This is a genomic window from Paenibacillus solisilvae (assembly GCF_042656405.1).
Lineage (GTDB): Bacteria > Bacillota > Bacilli > Paenibacillales > Paenibacillaceae > Paenibacillus_Z > Paenibacillus_Z solisilvae.
Genome location: NZ_JBHSOW010000134.1, coordinates 22,073 through 43,422, shown reverse-complemented (window position 1 = coordinate 43,422; position 21,350 = coordinate 22,073). Strand labels below are relative to the sequence as shown.

Sequence of the window (21,350 nt, the reverse complement as noted above, 5' to 3'; positions counted from 1 at the left end):
TGAAGTTAGCGGACTAAGAAAAAACAGAGCAATACCACATAAAAAGCGACACCTACCCGAAAAATCCGAGGTAAGTGTCGCTTTTCTTTAAATATAACTTGGGTCACTGGAAAAGCTTAAGTTCTTCAGTGGCCTCGGATGACTCCCAGTGAGCTTTTTGTAAATTTATTCCAATTACTTCGTTTTATTATCCTTTCATTTCCCTCTGGAACGTTTTAAGCAGTCTAAGTAGATCATTCTGTCGTGGCTGATGTTTGATTTCCTATAGAACCGCCTTTATCAGCGTGTCCACCGCCGCCACGGAAGCCGTCTTTCGGCCCAAAGTTACCTTCTACCGCTCGCTTGGCCTGCTCTCCCGCCTTTTCCTTCGCGGCTGCTGCTTGCTCAGCCGTCAATTTGCCATCCGTAGCCGCCTGATCGATTTGAGTGACAATCGCTGCTTTCACCTTACTGATCAGCGCGTCCGTAGTTACTCCCTTTGTCTTCGCAATAGAAGCGATGGTTGCTCCTTCTGCTTGAAGCGCTGTTCTAAGCTCATCCTCCGTCAGGCCGATCGCTGTGGCGATTGTGCTAAGATAATGACCGCCGCCTAAGCCCGGACCGCCTTTAAACTGCTGTTTGGAGCTTATCATCGTATCCAAGTTAGCAGTAAATTCTTTCTCCTCCTGTGCTTGCCGCTCTTCAAAAGCAGTTGTCAGCGCCGCTTTCAGAGCTTCCGTCGTTACTCCTTGGGCGGTTGCAATCTCCCCCAGCGTACTGCCTGCGTTAAGCTTCTCCTGCAGGGTGTCCCGATCCAGCTTCAGCAGCGCAAGGACAGCTTCGTTGAAGTATTGTCCCCTGAAGCCTGGACGTCCGCCGTGATCGCCGCCGCGGTCTATCAAGCCGCTGCCTGATTGGTCAACCTTGACTGCCGAGCTTGTGCTTGTTTCAGTCGTCGTGTTCGATGCTGCTGCAGATGCACTTAGCGGGATCATCACTGCTAATGCCGCCGTAATGCTGATCGTCTTCAAGTATTTGTTCATGTTCTTTTCCTCCTCATGGGTTGGTGTATTTGGTCAAATGCGGTTGTCTTCACAAGACTTATTATGGTCTGTGCCCCTTAAGTGAAAATGAAATGAACCTAAGCCTAAGATGAGCCTGCGCTGAAAGTTTCCTGAATACGGCAGCGGTGCATTCCTTAAGTCTGCCTTAACGTTTCAAGAACGCATCGTTATTCTTCATTAAGATCCTCAGCGTCATGGCCTGCTTGCGTCTACAAACCGGTTCTCAATACCAATTACCTTCCTCTCTATTAAAAACCACCAGTGGATCCGCTGCCCCGTCATGTATGGGATCACGATACAGAGGGGCTTTAGGCGTTAAGCTCTTCGTCATTGTTAACTTCTCCTTTAATTCTTTTCTTTGATTATAGTTACCTTAGTTACCCGTTTATTTCCCGAATGATGATCCGTTCGAACGAAGCCGAACCGAATTGGGCGAATACACGAAGGCTTCCGCTCCTGCGGCTGATTCTAGAGATGATCGTCCGGCTGCCGTTCACACACAGATCGATCCATCCTTCTTTAACGACGGCTTTGACAGATACGTTCTCACTCAGTCCTTCCAGCTGATAGATCGAAGATGACTCATCCTCCTGCAGGGAAGGGGCATGAATACGATGGATGCCGGCTTTACGGGCTGCCGGCTCGAAACGGATATCGTACCCGTTCATAAAGCTTTCCGAATCCGCCACGGAGAATCCGAAGAACATGTTCGGATAATGAGCCTTCACTTCGAAAGAGATCACATAGCCCGGTGCGAACGACCCGATGCCGCGGGAGACGAACCCGCTCGCGCCGTCCAGGGTAAAGCCTTCGAATGATTGGGAAGGGCCGGTCTTCTCTTCCAGCTCCGGAACGAAGCCAAGCCCAAGGGAACCGTCTGCTTGCTGAATCAATTCGCGGAAAACGAGCTCTCCTCCGTATTTGCCCGGTGAAGCCAGGAAGCCTGCTGCAATGCGTCTTCCCTCCGGGAATGGGGCGGTCTTCGGTACGCGCCATTGCACGCAATCGAAAACATCCATCGCCGGTCTCAGCCAAGGCCCCTGCGGATTACGGGAGTACCGGTAACGAGCCAGCCCATCGTTGCTGAAGATCAGGTAATACCATCCGTTCCACTCAAAAAAGTCAGAGCATTCCGGTTCGTCATGATAGCCCGGAACGATGAAAGGCTCAAGTTCCGTCCATTCGCTCAGATTATCCGACACCAGATGAGCGAGGCAGCCTTGATTCCTGATCTCATGAACCAGGCTGGTCGTCACCAGCATATGATACTTTCCTTCCTGATCCTGAAACACATGGGGATCACGAACGGATGCCAGAGAGTACCGGTCCGAGATGCGGATGCTGGCACCGGTCTTGGTGAAGTTGATGCCGTCGCTGCTAATCGCCCAAGTCAGGCGGGCGGGAGAACCGTCGACAGCCCGAACGGCATAGAAAGCGTAATAAATACCATCCTTCAAGAATAAGGAACCGGTACAGATTGACCCTTCTCCTTGATCCGTAATGCCTACCGCTATCGGGTGATGAGTCCACGAACGGAAGTCTTTCGTCGAAATTTGAGCCCACTGATGCGCGCCAAGACCCCATTTGCTGGCATGCCCGCGACGGTCGTACAAATAGAAGAGACGGAAATTTTCTCCGTCAAAGTAAGGCATGCAATCACCTACACCCGTATTAAAACCCCGCGGCTTCCAATATTGCAGCGTTGCCGGTTCTGCACCTAAAATCCGGTCTTCTAAGTTCCGGTCCACGCACTCAGGCGACACCGCTTCTTTCCATAAGAGGACTCTCGTAACGTTCTTATACAGGTGAACGCATGAATCGCTCAAATCGACCGAGCCCATCGGCCAATCCTCATCTACCAAAACGCCGTCTACATATAACCGGACCGCGTGACCCGTATACTGCAGCAAAACCGAATGATCCGAGAATCCGATGCTGTCCCAGGGCACGGATAAAATCAGCGGTTCTTCTCTTGCATCCGTATACCATTCAACAATTAAGGATAGCGCTTTCTTTTCACCTGAAACCCCGGAATGAATGTAAATCCGTCTTGCCGATTCAGAGGATGTGAGGACGGCCAGATCCCCAGTTGGAGCTCCTGTTGTTTCTATTCCAACTGAAAGCTCCTGAACGGGCCCCCAGTTTAGCTTGGCTGGCGGATCACCCTGTACGGCAGTCAGTTCGAACGGGACCTGCGATTGCAGTTTCATTCATTCTCCACTCCATTCTTATGCGGATGGTATACTAACCGGGATTTTTCCTAATTATTCCAATACAGCACTCCCATCTCCATTTTCACAGTAATTCTAGGTCACTCCGTATGATTCCTCCTCCAGCGAAATCCTGTAAATCGAATTGTTCTGTCAAATGAAATAGCTTGTATGCAAGAATTGGACATTCTACTAGAGCGTTTTTCATTTATTTTCATATTTTATCTAATGAAGTTGAAAGTCTTTCCATTCATCCTGCTTGTTCATCTTCATCCTATTTGAAGGGAGGATACGATTTGAAATACTCAACCTATGGAAGGCATATTGCCGTTGACGTCTGGGGGACTGAATTTGAAATTTTAAATAATATTGATTTTTTACGGCTGATCATGGTAGATGCGGCTAAGAAAAGCAGTGCTCAAGTGTTGTCCATATCTTACAAAAAGTTCGATCCAAATGGCTGTACAATTTTGGTTCTATTATCTGAAAGTCACCTCTCTATTCACACCTACCCTGAACAAGAGTTTGCTGCGATAGATTGTTACACATGCGGAGAAAAAGTAGACCCCAAAATAGCTATCGATTATTTAATCGATATCTTAAAGCCTGATAAGATTTATTCAAAAACACTAATTCGCGGTTCGAATGAAATAAAAATGATCGATTAAGATAAACAAGCCTAAGCCTCTTAGTAAATAAGAGGCTTAGTTTGTTTATCTGAGCTGTATTAATGATGTCCTGCCTGTTTACCATTCGTCGCTTGGAGCAGCTTTGCTTCCTTGATTAATAACTCTGCTTTGTCTGTCTGCTCCCAGGGAAATTCACAATCCGCTCGTCCAAAATGACCGTATGAAGCCGTTTTCTGATAAATCGGGCTGCGAAGTTTCAACATGTTAATAATGCCTGCCGGACGAAGGTCAAAGTGTTTCTGTACCAATTGACTGAGCATCTCATTATCTATTTTGCCGGTACGGAAGGTATCGACAGCTATGCTCACCGGATAGGCCACCCCTATGGCATAAGCCAATTGAACTTCACACTTATCGGCAAGACCTGCAGCAACAATATTTTTAGCTACATAACGGGCAGCATAAGCGGCTGAACGGTCAACCTTGGTCGGGTCTTTGCCCGAAAATGCCCCTCCGCCATGACGCGCGTAACCGCCATAGGTGTCAGCTATTATTTTGCGGCCTGTTAATCCTGCATCCCCTGCCGGACCGCCGATGACAAACCGGCCGGTTGGATTAATGTAATATTTTGTAAGTTCATCCCTATACTCGGTTGGAATGACAGGCGTAATCACAAACATCAACATATCCTTTTTAATTTGCTCCTGGGATATTTCGGGATCGTGTTGAGTCGAGATTACGATTGTATCTACACGTTTAGGCCGGGTACCTTCATACTCAACGCTGACCTGCACTTTACCGTCAGGACGTAAATAAGGCAATGTGCCGCTTTTTCGGACCAGTGCCAATTGATAAGCCAGTTTATGAGACAGGGATATCGGCAGCGGCATGAGCTCCTTTGTTTCATTGCATGCAAAACCGAACATCAAGCCTTGATCCCCGGCTCCGATCCCGTCAATCTCATCTTCATTCATCCTGCCCTCGCGAATCTCTAAAGCTTTGTCGACCCCCATTGCGATATCAGGGGATTGTTCATTGATTGCTATGAAGACCGAGCAGGAATTGGCATCGAAACCGAGCTCGGCTCGTGAATACCCGATGCTCCTAATGGTTTCCCTGACTACTTTTTGATAGTCGATAAAAGCATTTGCCGTAATTTCACCAGTAACAAGAACAAAGCCCCGTCCCACGCAGCATTCGCAAGCTACACGCGCATACGGATCTTTCTCAAAAATAGCATCTAATATGCCATCAGAAATTTGATCGCACATTTTATCCGGATGACCTTCCGTTACGGATTCGGACGTAAAGAGATGGCGCCTTTTTTTGTTAGACATCGATTATCCCCCTTCCTCTCATTCTTGTCCCATAAAAGAGATCGGGTAAAATGATCATTTACTGATTCATCCCCAATCCTGCTATTTGCCTTACACGGGATGTAATATCGTTGATACCTTGAACCTGCCATCTTTCCAGCACCAGCTGTTGACCGATCGACAGTGCCAGTTGTTCCCCTTTCGCCCGCAGATTCGGATCTTCTACACTCTCCAGATCCGGAACATGTGCGAGACCGATGATTCTGCGCATCATTTCGCAGCCTGCGTACCCTGCAGTATCCTCAAGCACTTGGAGCAAGTAATCGTCCACATAACCTGGGATTACCGTCATTTGTTCTTTTGATTCTTTTTCCCATAAATCCCTGAATTCTTTTTCAAAGCAAGACCATATTTCTTCGATCATAGACAGCAGATACGCCTGATAATTGGTTCGTTCCTGTGAATCCGGCGTATGCCCTTCATGGGAGGCGAAACTCAGCAGCACATTTGCAACTAAGACCCCGATATCAAATCCGATAGGTCCATAGAATGAAAATTCCGGATCAATCACTTTAGTATCCTCTTCCGTCACCATGATGCTCCCGGTATGAAAGTCCCCATGGATAAGCGCCTGTGCATGCGTGAGGAAGCCTTCCTTTAATTTTGCGACTTCAAGCTTCAATTGGTCATTATCCCGTATTTTTATTACAGCATCCGTTATCAGGAGATTAAATCGGTTCGTTTCGGAATCAAAATAGGGATCTGTAAAAATGAGATTTTCCGAGATTTTGCACATTTCCGGATTCATGAATTGAGCCGCTCTCATCTTTTTCTCTTGTGAGGGCAAAGCAAAATCGGATGTCAAAAACAAAGTCCGTGCCAAAAAACGGCCGATGTGACGCGAAAAATGAGGATATTGCACTCTGGAAGCCAATCCTTTACGCATCACCAGATAGCTTGACAGATCTTCCATAATGGTCAGCGCCATAATAGGGTCATAATGGTAGACCTTAGGTACGAAGCCGGGACAAATGGAATGCTGAATGAGCAATGCCTGACTCTCAATCCGTGCCCGATCGAGGGTTAATGGCCACGATTCCCCAACCACCCGCGCATAGGTTAGCGCCTGCTTCATAATGATGCTTTTTCCCGTTATTTGGTCAGCAATATGAAAGACGAGATTCAAATTCCCATCCCCGATCTCTCTGCAGACCAGCTGTGATTGTTCTACAAACAAGTCTCTTCGCTTCCGTGCATAAATCAAAGCTCTATATTCATTAAGAGCCTGATACTGGAGCATGATCCTTCCTCCTCTATGAAAATGTTTTCTATTTAATATGAATAATCCAAATCGAGAATTTGGTGTATATGAAAAGCCATAAATAATAAAACCGTCTATGTATATAGGCAGCTGCTGGAGAGACAAGCGATTGTTTTTTGCAATAGATGAAGATGTACAAGCAATTCCTATTCTTTGTCATATAGTTTCATAGAGTGGGAGGTGATGTAATGAATGCACGATCAAGCAGATTCGAGGTTATGGCATCAAAACAAATGAAACGTCTCCCTGTTCAATTTTTCTCCACTTTAGTGTCGAGAGTGAACCAATATATCGAAGAAGGATACGATGTGATTAATCTCGGTCAGGGAAATCCCGATCTTCCTACTCCACCGCATATTGTACGTGCCCTACAGGGGGCGGCAGATAATCCGCTGAACCATAAGTACTCCTTATTCACTGGAAAAAGGAAGCTGAAAGAAGCTGTATGTCAATGGTACCGGGATGAACATGGTGTTGATTTGGATCCTGATGACGAAGTAGCGGTTCTCTCCGGAACAAAAACAGGTCTGGTGGAGCTTCCGGCAATCCTGCTGAATCCAGGGGATATCGCACTCGTTCCTGACCCCGGGTACCCGGATTATTGGTCGGGGATTGCACTTGCTGGAGCTAAAATGGTTACAATGCCGTTGTTGAAGGGAAATTCTTTCCTGCCTGATTTGGAGAATATTCCTTCCAATCAGCTAAAGAGAGCTAAATTACTCTATCTCAATTATCCTTCAAATCCAACCGGTGCCTGCGCCCCTCCCACCTTTTTCGATGATGCAATCCGGTTTGCCGAGAAGAACCAAATTGTCATCGCGCATGATTTTGCTTACGGGGCAATCGGATTTGACGGCAAGAAACCGGTCAGCTTCCTTACCCGTCCTGGTGCGAAAGAGACAGGAATCGAGTTTTATACGCTCTCAAAGACCTATAACATGGCTGGTTGGCGAATCGGCTTCGCGCTCGGAAATAAAGAAGTGATCCGATTAATCAATTTGCTTCAGGATCATTACTATTGCAGCCTGTTTGGAGCGGTTCAAGATGCAGCGGTAACAGCTTTGACATCCTCTCAGGACTGCGTACGGGAACTGGTGGACATCTATGAATCGCGGCGGAACTCCATTTTTCATGAAATGGGCAGCATCGGATGGAGTGCCCCTCTTTCCGAAGGAACATTCTTCGCTTGGCTTCCAGTTCCGTCCGGATTCACATCAAGTCAGTTCGCAGACTTGCTTCTGGAGAAAGTTCAGGTGGTCGTGGCGCCAGGCAGCGGGTTTGGCAATAACGGTGAGGGATATGTTCGAGCGGGGCTGCTAACAAGCGAAGACCGCTTGCGGGAAGCTATAAAGCGAATTCATTCATTATCGCTTTTTTAAGCAGGAAGCTGTAACGAAAACTATGTATTGGGCATTTTGCATGACTAATTTATGGAGAGGGGAATTGACTATGGCATCAATTGTGCTTCGTAAAACGCTTGATCGAATATCAGGCGAGGAAAACGTTAAACATTTCTTGAAGGAACAGGGAGTTCTGTATGAACACTGGGATACAACTAAATTACCGGAGTATCTTCGGGATTCATTTATTCTTTCTGATGAGGATAAAGCAAAGATTCTTGAAACTTTCGATGCTGATATCCAGTCTCTTGCGCAAAGACACGGATATAAAAACTGGGACATTGTAGCTCTATCCGATGCCACGCCTAATCTGGATGAACTATTGAAAAAATTTCAGCAGGTACATGTCCATACCGAAGATGAAGTTCGTGCTATCACGGCAGGGAACGGGATTTTCACAATAAAAGGAAACCAGGCTGCCGGATATTTTGATGTGGAATTAGTGCCAGGCGACGTGATTTCGGTTCCGGTGAATACCCCCCATTTCTTCACTTTGGTGGAAAACCGGCGCGTGGTAGCAGTCAGATTGTTTATTGATGCCGCGGCATGGGTTGCACATCCCTATGAAGATCCTGAATTCTAAGCGTTCCATATGTTGCTTGAATAGACTTCGGAGGGCTAATCGAATAGCCCTCTGTAAGATTCCTTTAATCTTTATAGCGCTTCTTTTTGATCAAGCTGGAAATACTTGAATAACCTTAGATTCTTTAAACTGTTTGGCAAGGCTGCATTTTTATCACGAAGCAGATCCTTTGGCAATTTAAACAGAGCTGAGAGATTTTTGGGGAGTGTCTCGTTCGCAACAGATACTTTTTTCCTGCCTGGCACAAACTTTTTAAACGAAGCGATCTGGAATCCCCAATCTCCGAATGAAGGGACATAAACATTATAGCTTTTAGTGAACAATCCTACACTTTTTAAAGTATGATAAATACTCCAATATACCCGCGGCATATCTTCTGTCGAATTCGATTGGATGACGATAATGCCACCGGGAGCAAGCGATTTGGCTATACTTTTGAAAAATTCTTTTGTGTACAGCTTACTTAGCACTTTATCATAAGGATCGGGAAAATCGAGGATGATCACATTGTATGCTTTTGAATTTGGTTTTGGAGTCTTCGAGAAAACGAGTCTTGCGTCCTTTTGATGAACCTTCACTCGTTTATCAAATAATGAACGATTATTCAATACAGATACAGGCTTGCTTTTTGCTATTTTAATCATTTTTGGATCCAACTCAATAAGATCAACGGTTTTAACATCCCGATATTTAAGCACTTCCCGGACTGCAAATCCGTCGCCCCCGCCTAATATTAAGACATGACGACGGCTGGGAGACATGGTCATTGCCGGATGAACAAGTGCCTCGTGATAAAAGCGTTCATCCAATGAACTGAATTGAAGCTGTTTATCCAGATACAACCGTATATCTTTCGCTTCAAGCAGGACAATATTTTGATACCGGCTTTTACCCTTATATAGGATTTTAGGTTTTCTTTGCAGCAAGTGTTTCAAGGTTTTTTGATCCCATATATCTCCCCGTACGATATTCGAGCTTGTCGAAGTCGTCATTCTTTTTGCCAACTATTTCACCTCGCATGAAAATATAAGCTTTCGAAAAATGGAACCAACTTCCGCTCCGACACTTGCTCTGTCATAATTTAATCTCAAGATATGCCATGGTTCCCGGTAAAGTGTGGGCGAAAGCCAGCAACATAAAGACAAACGCAGGCGGTTAAGCGACCAAACGCACTTAAAGAGGAGCTCCGCGATGCGGGCTCCTCTACTTGTTCATACGGTCATCTGCTAGAATCACCGCAGGCTGGCTCCGCCATCCACCCCCAAGATTTGACCGGTTATCTGAGTGGCCAAATCCGAAGCCATGAATGCGACGGAGCGTGCGATGTCCTCGCCTGTCTGCATTCTGCCGAGCGGCATCCGGCTGCTGTGCGTCTTAATCGCTTCCTGATCCATACCGCTAGATTGGAGTCGGGCCAATTCTCCGTCGGATGCCACCCAGCCCGGCTGGACACAATTGACACGGATACGATGTTTGGCCAGCGCACGCGCCAAATTGCGGGTCAATGTGACGATGCCTCCCTTGGAGACGGCATAAGCCATCGTCACATCTTCACCGGTCGTGGCGTGAAGTGACCCGATGTTGATGATATTGCCGCCGCCCTGTCTGATCATGCCGGGAACAACCGCTTGACTCATCAGGTAGGCTCCCTTTAGGTTGATGCCCAGCACGTTATCCCAGAATGCTTCGTCCGTACCGAGCAGATCCGCTCTGGGAAAGATGCCTGCGTTGTTCACCAGCACGTCCACTCCGCCGAATTCCTGCTCGGCTGTATGGATCAAAATTTTGACTTGCGCAGAATCAGAGACGTCGCAGCTCACAAAGCGGACTTCATAGCCTGACTTCGCCCATTTCGCCGCGCATGCTTCCCCGTCCTCATCTACATCTGCAATAATCACTCTTGAACCGAAGCGCATAAATTGTTCCGCGATTGCACGGCCGATTCCTTTGGCCCCGCCTGTCACGACAACCGTTCGCCGTTCCAAATTCAAATAGGTTTCCTGCATAATCCTCTCTCCCATTCGATCCTATTCTTCCAGCTCTTCTTTCTATTCGATGTGCCGTCACCCTTTAATTCCGGTCGTCGCAATTCCTTCCACAAAATGTTTCTGGGCGACGAAGAACACCAGGATGGACGGGACGACGGAGGCAAGCGATACGGCGAGCAGCTGCCCCCATTCCACCTTATACTCGGAATCGATGAAAACCCGCAGTGCCACGCTGACGGTATAGTTATCCGCTGAGCTTATGTAAAGCAGCTGACCGAAGAAATCGTCCCAGCTCCATAGGAAGGTATATACGACGACGGTCACCAGAGCCGGTCTGATAAGCGGTAGAATAATGCGAAGGAATATGCCGAAGGATGAACAGCCGTCAATCTTCGCGGACTCGTCCAGCTCACGCGGAATTCCGCGGATAAACTGCACCATGAGGAAAACGAAGAAAGCCCCTCCGCCGAAGAAATGAGGCAAGATGAGCGGAAGGAAGGAATCGACCATCTCCAGCTTGTTGTACATAATATACTGCGGCACTATGGTCACTTGTCCGGGCAGCATGATCGTCGTCAGAAGAAGCGCGAACATCAGTCCTTTGAGCTTAAAGTTTATCCGCGCAAATCCGTAAGCGACAAGCGGCGTTGTGAGTACGGCACCAAGCACGCACCAGAACTCCAGCCACAGCGTGTTGGCAAAAAACTTCGTGAAGGTAAAGGACGGGAACGAAGTCCATCCGTTATAGAAGTTTTCCCACATCGGCTTGGACGGCCAAATGGTCGGAAGCGGCATCTCGGCATTACTCTTGAGGGAAGCACCGATCCACCAGAACACCGGATACATCATCAGGAAGGAGAACACCAGCAAAATGATATGATAACGGAGCGAAATCGATCGTCTGGCGAAGGTCATTTATTTCCTGCCTCCTTCCGATTCGAAGAACACCCAGTATTTCGAAGCGTAGAAATTAATGGCTGACAGCAGCGCAATCAGGAACAGAAGCAGCCATGCCAATGCCGACGCATAACCCATTTCAAAGTTTTTGAACGCCTTATCGTAAAGCATGAGCGCATAGGTATAGGTCGAATTTGCCGGTTCGCCGCCTGTAATGATGAAGGCCGAGTTGAACATTTGGAAGGATCCGATAATGCCGAGTATCAGATTGAAGAACATCACAGGTGAGAGCATCGGCAGCGTAATGTGGAAGAACTGGCGGATTGTTGTCGCTCCGTCCACCCCCGAAGATTCATACAAATCCCTCGGAATTTGTTTCAATCCCGCCAGGAAAATGATAACCTCCGCCGTTGCCGTTGCTGCCGCATCCCGTCAGGAAAATCAAGCCCAGCGCGAGCGCAACAGCCAATGATCGCTGTGCGAATTGTCGAGTCATTTCCATAAACCTCCTCCAGGTCAAATGGGCTGCCTCATCGATTAAAATTCGTAGCTCCCTTCTTGCGCGGCGATCTCATAAGCTGTTCTCGGTATTTGCGTCGCCAGCTTGCCTCCGCTGACATCGATCATCGTTCCGGTTATGTAGCTTGCATAATCGGATGAGAGGAAGCAAATCAAGTGCGCGACGTCCTCCTTCTTCCCCCAGTACCGGAGGGTCAAAGTATCGAGAAGCCGCTGCTGGCGGTCATCCGGCAAATCGGCAAAATGGTTCATGTCGGTCGGAATCATGCCAGGCGAATAACAGTTCGCTGTAATGTTCCAAGGTCCCAGTTCCCCGGCAAGCACTCTCGTGAATTGATGGACTGCCGCTTTCGAAGAGGCATAGGCAGCGCTTCCATAACTCGGGACGATAGCGGCGAAGGATGCCGCATTAATGATTCTCCCCGCACGCTGCTGCTTCATGACCGGGGCGACGGCCTTGCACATCAAGAACGTGCCCTTGAGGTTAATGTCCATATTCAGGTCCCATGTTTCCTCCTTGAGCACATCCACGGGCCCGCCGTTTGCCACTCCCGCGTTGTTAACGAGAATGTCGATCCGGCCCTGCCGCTTCCGCACATCCTCCACGACTGCCTCAATGCGGCTGAAGTTCCTGACATCGCACTCGTACGGATAAGCTTGGAGCCCCTTGCCCGCAGCCTCTTTGGCGGAATCCGCAACAAGATTTCCGTCAAGGTCAAGCATAATGGTGATGACGCCTTCGTGAGCCAAGGTATGCGCGATTTCCCGGCCGATCCCCTTCCCCGCTCCGGTTACGATGGCCACTTTCCCGTTCAAATCGATGTTCACTAAGACACCTCCGCTTCCGAAATATCGGGATTCCGCATCAGTTCATGCATATAAGACATGCTTGCCAGCAGCTGAGCATTCTCGTAAGCGATAATGGCTTCAACCGGCTCGCTGCGCTCGTAGGGCGTTCGCCAGTCATCCGACGGCTTGGCGTTGGCCTGAACAAATCGGATGACTTTGGCCAGCTCTTGTGCGGAACGGGAAGGATATTCCGGCCAATAATCATCGGCGAGTACGCGTGCATGGCGTGCTTCAAGCGCGCCGATCTCGATGGACATCGTAAGCTGGGGCGATTCTTGGCGGAACAACTTCAGCAGTGCCGGAAAATTCACCACCCCCTGTCCGATCGGACAGCGAACGAGCCGGTATCCTTCACTGCTTGGATAGATCCAATAATCCTTCAGGTGCACATGCTTGATATAAGGAGCGATTTTTACAGCAAAATTCACCGGCTCCTCGGCGGTCGCCAAAGGATTTCCTGTATCGAGCGTAATGCCAAAATGGGGAGAAGCGATCTTCTCGCAAAGCCAGATCAATTCTTCGGAGGCGAGGTCCTGATGATTTTCGAGCGCCAGCACGACTCCCTTCTTCTCCGCAATTCGCGTCGCCGCCTCAAGTCCGCGCCATACGTCCTGGAGGAATGATTGCCATATGCCGGCCATATGCCGCCTGTCGCCACCGATTTTCGCCCCTCCGACTACTGTCCGCACAGTTGTTGCGCCAAGTACGGCGGCCAAGTCAAACACTTCCGACAACCTGACCGGATCATACCCGTCCGTTGCGATTGCGATGTACAAATCCAGCTCGCGCGCCCTTCCGGCAATCACTTTCAGATCGGCGCCTTTCAGAAGATACGGCGGCAGCTCTACTCCCTGAAGTCCCGCTTCCGCCGCTTGATTCAGCAATTGCTCGGGCGTCATCGGCTGCCGTCCGGATTTGGGATGAAGCCCCATCGCGTAAGTAGTGCCGAACATCGAAAGACCAACTCGCATGCTGTTCACCTCTTCTTCTTTATTGGAGGACTATTTCGCCGTCCAGCCTCCGTCAACGGTAAGGTTCGATCCGGTCATGAAGCTCGAAGCGTCGGAGGCCAGGAACAGAATCGCTCCGGCGATTTCCGAAGGCTGACCCCAACGGCCCATCGCAATGTTGTCGATAAAGACCCGGTTTGCCTCCGGATTGTTCATAACGACGGTATTGAGCTCCGTTGCAATCGGCCCCGGGCATAGCGCATTAACCGTTACGTTAAAAGGCGCGAACTCCAGCGCAAGAACCTTCGTCAATTGAATAACGCCGCCTTTGCTGGAGCAATAGGCGCTCCGTTCCGCTAATCCGACAGTGCCCAGCATGGAGGAAATATTGATGATTCTGCCGTACTTCTGCTCTTTCATCAGCCGGGCTACAGCCCGGGAGCACAGGAACGGCGCTTTCAGGTTCGTATTTTGAACCAAGTCCCAGCTGGCCTCGTCGTATTCTTCGATCGGTTTCCGGATGTTGATTCCGGCGTTATTGATCAGAATATCGATACGCCCGAAGGCATCGACCGCTGAAGAGACCATCGCTTCGACATCCTCCGCGTTCGTAACGTCTGCCGCAAGCCCGAGCGTCTCTGTCCCTGCTGCGCTTGCCAGCTTCTCAGCCGCATCTACCGCTTTCTCCTTTATGCGGCTCGTAATAACGACGGTCGCTCCGGCTTCGGCCAATGCTTGCGCCATCACCAGCCCCAGACCTCCGGTCCCTCCCGTGATCAACGCGACCCGGCCATCCAATTTGAATAAATCCAAGCTGCCCATGTTACGTCATCCCCCCGATAAATTAATCTGTTCTTGCTCCCTATTCCCGTCTATCATTCCTTCTATAGAACGTCAATCGTAGAGTAAGCGATATCTCGCTGTTGAAACTTCAATCAAGAGTTAGCAATATTTTCGCTGTTCTTCCCGGACTGCCGATCAGCTTATCGAAGCAAGAACTCCCGTCTTCAAGCGGTGCCAGAGTGGACCAGGGGCTCAGCCGCATCTTACGCTGGGCAATCCATTGCAGCGCAGCAGAAAAGTCTGCCGGACTGTAAGCGAATGCTCCGTAGGTCTTGATTTCACTACGGATCATATCATTGAGCGGAAGCTGGCTGCTGTCCTCGTGCAATCCGCTGAATACCACGCTGCCGCCGAGTTTTACCGCTTTCACGCAGCCCGCCCGGGTGACTTGCATGCCGACGGCGTCAACGGCGGCATCGAATGCGTTCAAACTCCCTCCGGAGCCAGGCAATTCCAGCCGGGTGGCAGCAGCAGCGCCCAGTTCCCTGGCAATTTCCAGACGTTCTTCGTTGAGATCAATGACCGTAATATCCTGCAAACCGAAGATTCGTGCAGCCTGCAGGGTAAGCAGCCCGATCGGGCCTGCGCCCATGATCAGAAGCCGTCCGCTCGGGTGCAGCTTCAACAGATTGCAGATGTGGACCGCGCACGCGAACGGCTCCGTAAATGCGCCTTCCTCAAACGATACATGAGGCTCCAGCCGGTGGATGTTGTGCTCGGGCACGACGACGTATTCGGCAAACGCTCCAGGAAGGTGCGCCCCAAGCAGCTTCCGCTCCGCGCACAGCTGTGCCGCTCCCGTCGTACAAGCGGCGCACCTCCCGCAGGTGACGAGCGGATTGGCGGTAATCCGGTCTCCGGCTTGGAAACGGTTTACATCACTGCCGACCCGCTCGATCGTTCCGGAGAATTCATGACCCATAATAAGGGGAGGCTTGCGCAAAGAATTATGCCCCAGGTATCCGCTCAATTCGGACCCGCAGATTCCCGCGCGCGCGACCCTTACGAGCACCTCGTCTTCGCCGGGCACAGGAGCAGCTGTTTCACGGATGTTCATCAACTTTGGTCCCTCATATACCAATGCTTTCATGCTGCACCTCCCTTTTCATCTTCCTGCGAACCTCATTAGTCGAGCCGCTCTCTCTTCTCCCAGCCCTGATTGAAGAGCGGAAGATAATGACCGGGATGATACGGATGTTTTGCCATTTCTTCCAGATTCAATTCGACGCCGAGACCGGGCAAATCCGGCGGTTTGATATACCCGCGCTCGACCTTGCAGGCCGGCTCCAGTACGAATTCCTCCCAAGGCTCGTTAAATTCATCGAAAATCTCATGGAGATAGAAGTTAGGTGTTGCCATATTCAGATGAGCGCATACGACGGAGCAGAGCGGTCCTTGTGCACTGTGCGGCGCGATGACGCCATTATGGGCGTGAACCATGCCGCATATTTGCTTGGACGCCGAGATGCCGAGAAACTGCGGTTCAAGCTGGATGATATGTACGGCATCATGTTTAAGCAGCTCCGCGAATTGCTCCCTGCAGTAGTAGTCCTCTCCGCAGGCGATCGGTACGGGGCTTCGCTTGGCCACTTCCACCATGGAGGAAATATGCTGCGGAGGCACCGGCGCCTCGAACCATGTCGGATTGTAAGGAAGCATAGCATCGGCAAACTGCAGAGCCGTGTGCACGCTGAACCGGTTATGGCCTTCAATCAATATATCCGTATCCGGGCCTACCGCGTCGCGGACAGCGGCGATGATATCAAGGGCCAGATTGAAATCTTTCTTCTCCACGGTTCTCCATGCACTGCCGAACGGATCGAATTTCAGCGCCGTGTAACCCCTTTCAACAACAGCTTTGGCTTTCTCATAAAAGTTCTCCGGGGTTCTCGGCCCGCGGTACCAGCCGTTCGCATAACAGCGCAGCTTATCGTGGCACTGGCCGCCGAGCAGCTTATACAAGGGCAGGCCCGCCGCCTTGCCGATAATATCCCAGCAGGCGGTTTCAACAGCAGCCAGAGCGGAGCCTTGAATTTGCCCTCCGTCTGAATAAACATCGCGAAGCATTTTCAGTGAAATCGTTTCTACGTCAAAAGCGCTCCGGCCGATGAACAGATGTTTCAACTCGTGGATGGCCGCTTCAACCGTCTTCGCAAAGCCGTTCAAGGTCCCTTCTCCGATTCCGTACACCCCGTCTTTGGTGTGCAGTTTGACGAACAGCCAGTTCTTCCATGGATTCCCGACGATAAATGTTTCTACATCCGAAATAATCAGGAATAAACACCTCCTATTTTCTATATTAGAAATGGTGTTTCTAAATATTTCTTTTCAAGTTTAAGTGATGTTTCAATATTCTGTCAATTGTTTTTGATACAGATTGACCCCATCCGTAATGGGGTTATAAAATAACTGTAGAACATGCTGTTGAACCTGCATTCTGGAGGCATGTCCATATTTCTCATCCTATTTTATTACCGGCAACCTCATCACTATCAATCATATCCGAAATAAAATTTCCAATCGGAAGGTGGACTCTCTCATGACTAACCCTGTCCAAGCAAAAACTTCGAGAGACAAAGTAGCTTCTTCCACGGTGCTGAAGGCGCTTCACGTGCTGGAAACGCTGGCAGATTTGAGCGACAACAGTCTCGAGGGCGTTTCCGTCAGCAAAATTTCGCAGCATTCCGGGGAAAGTCCCAGCAGCGTCTGCAAACATTTGGCCGCCTTCCAGCAGTACGGGTTAGTCGAGCAGGATCCCAAATCGGCCCTTTACCGGATCGGCATTTATGCGCTTCGTTTATCCACACTTGCTTTGAAGCCGATGTCCATTCGCGAAACCGTTTCCCCCTATTTGCGGAAAATCGCCGATCGGGTCGGGGAAACGATTCACCTGGTTATCCGGGACGGTCTGCGCGTAGTGTATATCGACAAAGTCGAATCGTCCAAAACGATTCGCATGCACTCGGAAATCGGGCTGCGGAACCCGATGTATTGTACCGGAGTCGGAAAAGCCATTCTGGCATATTCCCCGATCTCGCTTGTAGATGCCGTCGTGGCCGAAGGCTTTACTCCGTTCACTCCGCAGACGCTTACCTCAAGGGGAGCGCTCATCGATGATTTGGAACATATTCATACACGCGGTTATGCGATCGATAATTGTGAGCACGAAACCGAAGTGAGGTGCGTGGCGGCTCCGATTTTAAATCATTTGAAAGAACCGATTGCTTCCTTCAGCGTCTCCTGCCCGAAATGGCGTTTATCCGATGAACGGATTGTCGAAATCGGGGAGCTGATACGTGAAGTCTCCTTGGAAATTTCCGCCCGCTTCGGTTATCGGCTATAGCATACGGGACGGTTCTCCTATTACTTCCAACAAAAAAAAGAGGAGCTGCAGCAATGCAAGCTTCTCCATGGCGTTATCTTTATCCTTTCTATTTGCACAAACGGCGATGTCAACCTTCGATACAGGCGTATGCGGACAACCAAAACTGGATGATGCTGTAATATAAGTTACATAATTTGGCAATAATGATGAAATGAACATTAAACTCAAACCGTGCTTATATTTCGACGTTGGAATGGAAATTAACACAAACCATGTCCATTTGAAACTAAATGGGGAGATTCCTTTATGCATCTTACACTCGCATTAATCACTATTCTCGCCGCTTGGAAATATGCGGATTGGAAAAACTGGCAGCAGTATCACAGTACGATGATGTATTTTGCGCTTGGCAACTTACTTTATAATTTTTTGACAGCTAATCATTTTCTATGGAAACTGAAGCCCGATTTTTTGCCCAATCACAGTTTGACAGAGATGGTATATACATTCATTATATTTCCCGCTACCGTACTCCTATTTTTATCTACCTACCCCAAACGAGATAAAAAACTGATCGGCCACTATCTGAAATGGATTGGCATTTATGTTGGTGTTGAATGGTTCTTTATGATGACAGGCCGTATCATTTATCAATACGGCTGGAGTCTGTACTGGTCCATTATTTTTGACATCTTGATGTTCCCCATGCTGCGTCTCTTCTACAAAAGAACGCTGCTTGCCTATGCGATTTCGCTGTTGATGTGCATCTTTTGGGTTTGGTATTTCAAAGTACCGGTAAATGTTCCAATCGAGAAAAGGCACTGATTCGGTTCAGATTAAGTTAGTAAGAGCCCGATTAGATGGCACTTAATCGAGGACTCCCCTATTGGCAGGCCGTTCATACTTCACGCTTCATCACCTTTATAATATCCGCAGTTACAGCCTCGGTTATGGAATTACGATTCTCTTCGTTCAACGAATAGAGCTTGATTCCAGGAAGCTCTTTTATCTTGTCTATTTCGGGATGACGATCTACACAAACTGTTCCCAGAATGATATGCCGGGCGCTTGAAACGATGTCATGGATCATTCGTTGAAAGGGAATGGACAGCATTTGCATGAAGCCGACTTCATCAATAACCGTCACCTTCTTCAATTTCAACGAATCCTGAACCGCTCTTAATGCGATCTTCTCGAAGCTGTCGATGTCAACTCCATATCTGCCTACTCTTGCTGTGCTCGTACTGTTCACATTCGCGATTTCTTGGCATTTCCCGCTCAAAGTTACACAAGTAAAGCCCACGCGATTCGTCGTATCCCGGATTTCTTTGGTGTAAAAGCCGCCGCAATGATCAGGACCGATTCGGTTAATAATCTCCTTAATTGCAGTCGTTTTTCCCATTCGTGGTTGACCGGTTAAGAAAAATATTTGATCCATAAACATCCGCCCCCAAATTCGTCCTGAAGATCACCGGCAGCGTGGAAATTGCAGTGGTTCAGGCGGTCTTCGGCTCTTTGCCAGGCATCGAGCCGTCTCCATTATTAACGCCGCGGCAGCATCTATTGTTGCAGGGCGGTATGAGCCCGGTTCTCCCCGAAAACTAGAATGGCTGCCGGATTTGACGTGCATGCTGTATCGCCAATTACACTTTGACTCCCTTCTGATACGCCAGCAGCTTACCGAACATCCCTTCCGCTTCCGTGGAAAGCTGATGAAATCCCCCGTTCTGAATAATCCGTCCATGTTCCAGTACAATCACCTGATCCGCATTACGGATGGTCGATAGGCGGTGGGCAATGACGATGATCGTCATGCGGCCTTTAAGCTTCTCCAGCGCTTCTTGAATCCGGGATTCATTCTCGCTGTCGAGGGCACTTGTAGCCTCATCCAATACAAGGATGGACGGCTTTCGCAATATCGCACGCGCCAGAACGATCCGCTGCCGTTCGCCGCCTGAGAGCCTGACCCCCCTGTCCCCAAGGACGGTATCCAGTCCATCCGGGAGTTTCTTGATAAAAGCATCCGAAGCCGAGAACCTAAGAGCCTCCCACATCTGTTCTTCACTTGCATCCGGCGCTGCGATCGACAGATTTTCCCGGATGCTGGCATGGAACAGAAAAGGATCCTGCGATACATAACTGGCGGATCTCCTCAAGGAAAAAGCCGTGTCACCGGCCAGCAGGCTTCCATCCACAAGGACTTCGCCCCGTTCCGGTTGAATAAGGCCGATCAGGATATCGATCAAGGTGCTTTTTCCGGCGCCGGATTTGCCGACGATTGCCGTCATGGTGTTTGCCTGTATTCGCAGATCGATGTCTTTAAGAGCATAGCCGGAATGGTTACGGTCGTAACGATAATAGATGCCGCGGCATTCAATCCCGTCTTTGATGCTTAATGAACGTTCGCCGCTGCCGAATTCATGAAGTTCCAGTTCTTTATCCGCTTCGCAATCCTTCTGAAGAGCAATCAAGCTGTTAAATGCGGGAATGGTTTGGGCAATCTGCTCCCAACTGGACTGCAGCATGGAGAACTTCGGCCATAAACGGGAGAACACAATAACGATCAGGACGAGCTGCTCGGCCTGTACACGGAATACTTCGAAGGCTACGAAAACAAACATCGCGATCAAAATAATCGATGCTATTTTGTAGTAGTATTGGGAGGTGGACTGCAGTCTCGCAAACCTAACGAAATTTTGCTCCATTAGGTTGCACAACGCGCGAAACCAGTTCAAATGCAGCTCTTCCATCATGTTGCTTTTAATATCCTTGATGCCGTTGAAATGGTCGGTTATCCCGGCCGTATACATCTGCGACAGCTTCGTTGTTTGATCCCCGATTATTTTTGATTTTTGGATAAATCTGCGTGAATAAACGGCGAGTGCTATACCGCAAACCACGACAAAGGCCGTAAGCTTCGCCGATAACCAAAGCGCAAAGCCGACCTGGACAAGCATGAATAGGAGCGTTGTCAATAAGCGTAGGGACAAGTACGTCCCCTGACTGACGCGGTTCAGCTCCGATGTCATGATATGATTAAAATCGGACCTTCTTTTTCTAAGGAAAAAAGACCATTTTGACTGAAGTAAGGCCTGATATATTTCCAATCTTAAGTGCCGGATAAACCCCTGTTGAATTTCCAAATTCAAATTGGTTTGACTTCGCTGAAGACGGGCCTGGCCGATAAGCAGCACAATGAAAACGCCAAGAACAACAGCTAATTTCAGTCCTTCCGGCAATCCTTTCAGCGGATCGGCTAATAGGTTAACAAACGGCACCCCTGCCGTATTCATATCGAAAAGCCCGATCAGGCCAAGCATAGGGGCCAATAAGAAGACGCCAACCCCTTCCAACAAACTTATGACTGTCATGCCGATTAAATTGACATACAGCTTTAAACCTGCAAAAGCATGCAGTTTTTTGATGTAGACAAGTATTTGCGCCACCTTGATTTCCCCTTAACTAAAGTAAGCTTGG

At 49.0% G+C, this 21,350-nt stretch carries 20 protein-coding genes and 1 pseudogene; 5 read left to right on the top strand and 16 right to left on the bottom strand.

Going from position 1 to position 21,350, the window contains the following annotated elements; translation table 11 throughout:
* Positions 1-233: 233 nt before the first annotated feature.
* Positions 234-1,022, bottom strand: a complete 789-nt coding sequence (locus ACFPYJ_RS32340; RefSeq protein WP_379192579.1) for a hypothetical protein — start codon at positions 1,020-1,022, stop codon at positions 234-236.
* A 398-nt stretch (positions 1,023-1,420) separates the two neighbouring features.
* Positions 1,421-3,253, bottom strand: coding sequence for a glycoside hydrolase family protein (locus ACFPYJ_RS32335; RefSeq protein WP_379192577.1), 1,833 nt, complete (start codon positions 3,251-3,253; stop codon positions 1,421-1,423).
* Between the two features lie 296 nt (positions 3,254-3,549).
* On the opposite strand from ACFPYJ_RS32335, the gene speD reads away from it, so the two are divergent.
* Positions 3,550-3,921: an adenosylmethionine decarboxylase gene (speD, locus tag ACFPYJ_RS32330; protein ID WP_379192575.1), complete on the top strand. Its 372-nt coding sequence runs from the start codon at positions 3,550-3,552 to the stop codon at positions 3,919-3,921.
* Between the two features lie 59 nt (positions 3,922-3,980).
* On the opposite strand, the gene metK is transcribed toward speD, so the two are convergent.
* Together metK and mtnK are read right to left on the bottom strand one after the other, a co-directional pair.
* Complete coding sequence (gene metK / locus ACFPYJ_RS32325) at positions 3,981-5,219, bottom strand: methionine adenosyltransferase (protein WP_379192573.1); 1,239 nt, start codon at positions 5,217-5,219, stop codon at positions 3,981-3,983.
* A 58-nt stretch (positions 5,220-5,277) separates the two neighbouring features.
* Complete coding sequence (mtnK, locus tag ACFPYJ_RS32320) at positions 5,278-6,498, bottom strand: S-methyl-5-thioribose kinase (protein ID WP_379192571.1); 1,221 nt, start codon at positions 6,496-6,498, stop codon at positions 5,278-5,280.
* Positions 6,499-6,707: 209 nt separating this feature from the next.
* Between mtnK and ACFPYJ_RS32315 the strand changes: the two genes are divergently transcribed.
* Positions 6,708-7,898 (top strand): pyridoxal phosphate-dependent aminotransferase, encoded by a 1,191-nt coding sequence (locus ACFPYJ_RS32315; RefSeq protein WP_379192569.1) that lies wholly within the window; start codon positions 6,708-6,710, stop codon positions 7,896-7,898.
* Between the two features lie 70 nt (positions 7,899-7,968).
* Positions 7,969-8,502: an AraC family ligand binding domain-containing protein gene (locus tag ACFPYJ_RS32310; protein WP_379192567.1), complete on the top strand. Its 534-nt coding sequence runs from the start codon at positions 7,969-7,971 to the stop codon at positions 8,500-8,502.
* A 71-nt stretch (positions 8,503-8,573) separates the two neighbouring features.
* Here the strand turns inward: ACFPYJ_RS32310 and ACFPYJ_RS32305 are convergent, their stop codons facing one another.
* The 10 genes and pseudogenes from ACFPYJ_RS32305 to ACFPYJ_RS32260 all read right to left on the bottom strand — a co-directional run bounded on the left by ACFPYJ_RS32305 (position 8,574) and on the right by ACFPYJ_RS32260 (position 16,768).
* Positions 8,574-9,506: a fused MFS/spermidine synthase gene (locus tag ACFPYJ_RS32305; RefSeq protein WP_379192565.1), complete on the bottom strand. Its 933-nt coding sequence runs from the start codon at positions 9,504-9,506 to the stop codon at positions 8,574-8,576.
* Between the two features lie 228 nt (positions 9,507-9,734).
* On the bottom strand, positions 9,735-10,508 hold the full coding sequence (locus tag ACFPYJ_RS32300) for an SDR family NAD(P)-dependent oxidoreductase (RefSeq protein WP_379192563.1): 774 nt from the start codon (positions 10,506-10,508) through the stop codon (positions 9,735-9,737).
* Positions 10,509-10,565: 57 nt separating this feature from the next.
* Entirely contained in the window at positions 10,566-11,405 is an 840-nt protein-coding gene (locus ACFPYJ_RS32295) for a carbohydrate ABC transporter permease (protein ID WP_379192561.1), read from the bottom strand.
* Positions 11,406-11,789: pseudogene (locus ACFPYJ_RS32290) on the bottom strand (carbohydrate ABC transporter permease); the annotation flags it as partial.
* Positions 11,740-11,883: a hypothetical protein gene (locus ACFPYJ_RS32285; protein WP_379192559.1), complete on the bottom strand. Its 144-nt coding sequence runs from the start codon at positions 11,881-11,883 to the stop codon at positions 11,740-11,742. The gene ACFPYJ_RS32285 and the pseudogene ACFPYJ_RS32290, both read right to left, overlap by 50 nt.
* A 41-nt stretch (positions 11,884-11,924) precedes the next feature.
* Complete coding sequence (locus ACFPYJ_RS32280) at positions 11,925-12,734, bottom strand: SDR family NAD(P)-dependent oxidoreductase (RefSeq protein WP_379192557.1); 810 nt, start codon at positions 12,732-12,734, stop codon at positions 11,925-11,927.
* Positions 12,734-13,726 (bottom strand): sugar phosphate isomerase/epimerase family protein, encoded by a 993-nt coding sequence (locus ACFPYJ_RS32275; RefSeq protein ID WP_379192555.1) that lies wholly within the window; start codon positions 13,724-13,726, stop codon positions 12,734-12,736. Before ACFPYJ_RS32275 ends, ACFPYJ_RS32280 begins: the two co-directional genes overlap by 1 nt.
* Positions 13,727-13,756: 30 nt before the next feature.
* Positions 13,757-14,527 carry an SDR family NAD(P)-dependent oxidoreductase gene (locus ACFPYJ_RS32270; protein ID WP_379192553.1) on the bottom strand — a complete coding sequence of 257 codons (771 nt, stop codon included), beginning with the start codon at positions 14,525-14,527 and terminating at the stop codon, positions 13,757-13,759.
* Between the two features lie 109 nt (positions 14,528-14,636).
* Positions 14,637-15,638: a zinc-dependent alcohol dehydrogenase gene (locus tag ACFPYJ_RS32265; protein WP_379192551.1), complete on the bottom strand. Its 1,002-nt coding sequence runs from the start codon at positions 15,636-15,638 to the stop codon at positions 14,637-14,639.
* 35 nt (positions 15,639-15,673) lie between these two features.
* A complete protein-coding gene (locus ACFPYJ_RS32260; RefSeq protein WP_379192581.1) occupies positions 15,674-16,768 on the bottom strand; it encodes a mandelate racemase/muconate lactonizing enzyme family protein in 1,095 nt (364 codons plus the stop codon).
* A gap of 319 nt (positions 16,769-17,087) precedes the next feature.
* On the opposite strand from ACFPYJ_RS32260, the gene ACFPYJ_RS32255 reads away from it, so the two are divergent.
* Both ACFPYJ_RS32255 and ACFPYJ_RS32250 read left to right on the top strand, forming a co-directional pair.
* The gene (locus tag ACFPYJ_RS32255; protein WP_379192549.1) at positions 17,088-17,891 is read left to right on the top strand and encodes an IclR family transcriptional regulator; all 804 of its coding nucleotides are present in this window, start codon (positions 17,088-17,090) and stop codon (positions 17,889-17,891) included.
* A gap of 288 nt (positions 17,892-18,179) precedes the next feature.
* A complete protein-coding gene (locus tag ACFPYJ_RS32250; protein WP_379192547.1) occupies positions 18,180-18,698 on the top strand; it encodes a CBO0543 family protein in 519 nt (172 codons plus the stop codon).
* Positions 18,699-18,771: 73 nt separating this feature from the next.
* On the opposite strand, the gene ACFPYJ_RS32245 is transcribed toward ACFPYJ_RS32250, so the two are convergent.
* Both ACFPYJ_RS32245 and ACFPYJ_RS32240 read right to left on the bottom strand, forming a co-directional pair.
* Positions 18,772-19,311, bottom strand: a complete 540-nt coding sequence (locus tag ACFPYJ_RS32245; protein WP_379192546.1) for a nucleoside-triphosphatase — start codon at positions 19,309-19,311, stop codon at positions 18,772-18,774.
* A 205-nt stretch (positions 19,312-19,516) separates the two neighbouring features.
* The gene (locus ACFPYJ_RS32240; RefSeq protein WP_379192544.1) at positions 19,517-21,319 is read right to left on the bottom strand and encodes an ABC transporter ATP-binding protein; all 1,803 of its coding nucleotides are present in this window, start codon (positions 21,317-21,319) and stop codon (positions 19,517-19,519) included.
* Between the last annotated feature and the right edge of the window lie 31 nt (positions 21,320-21,350).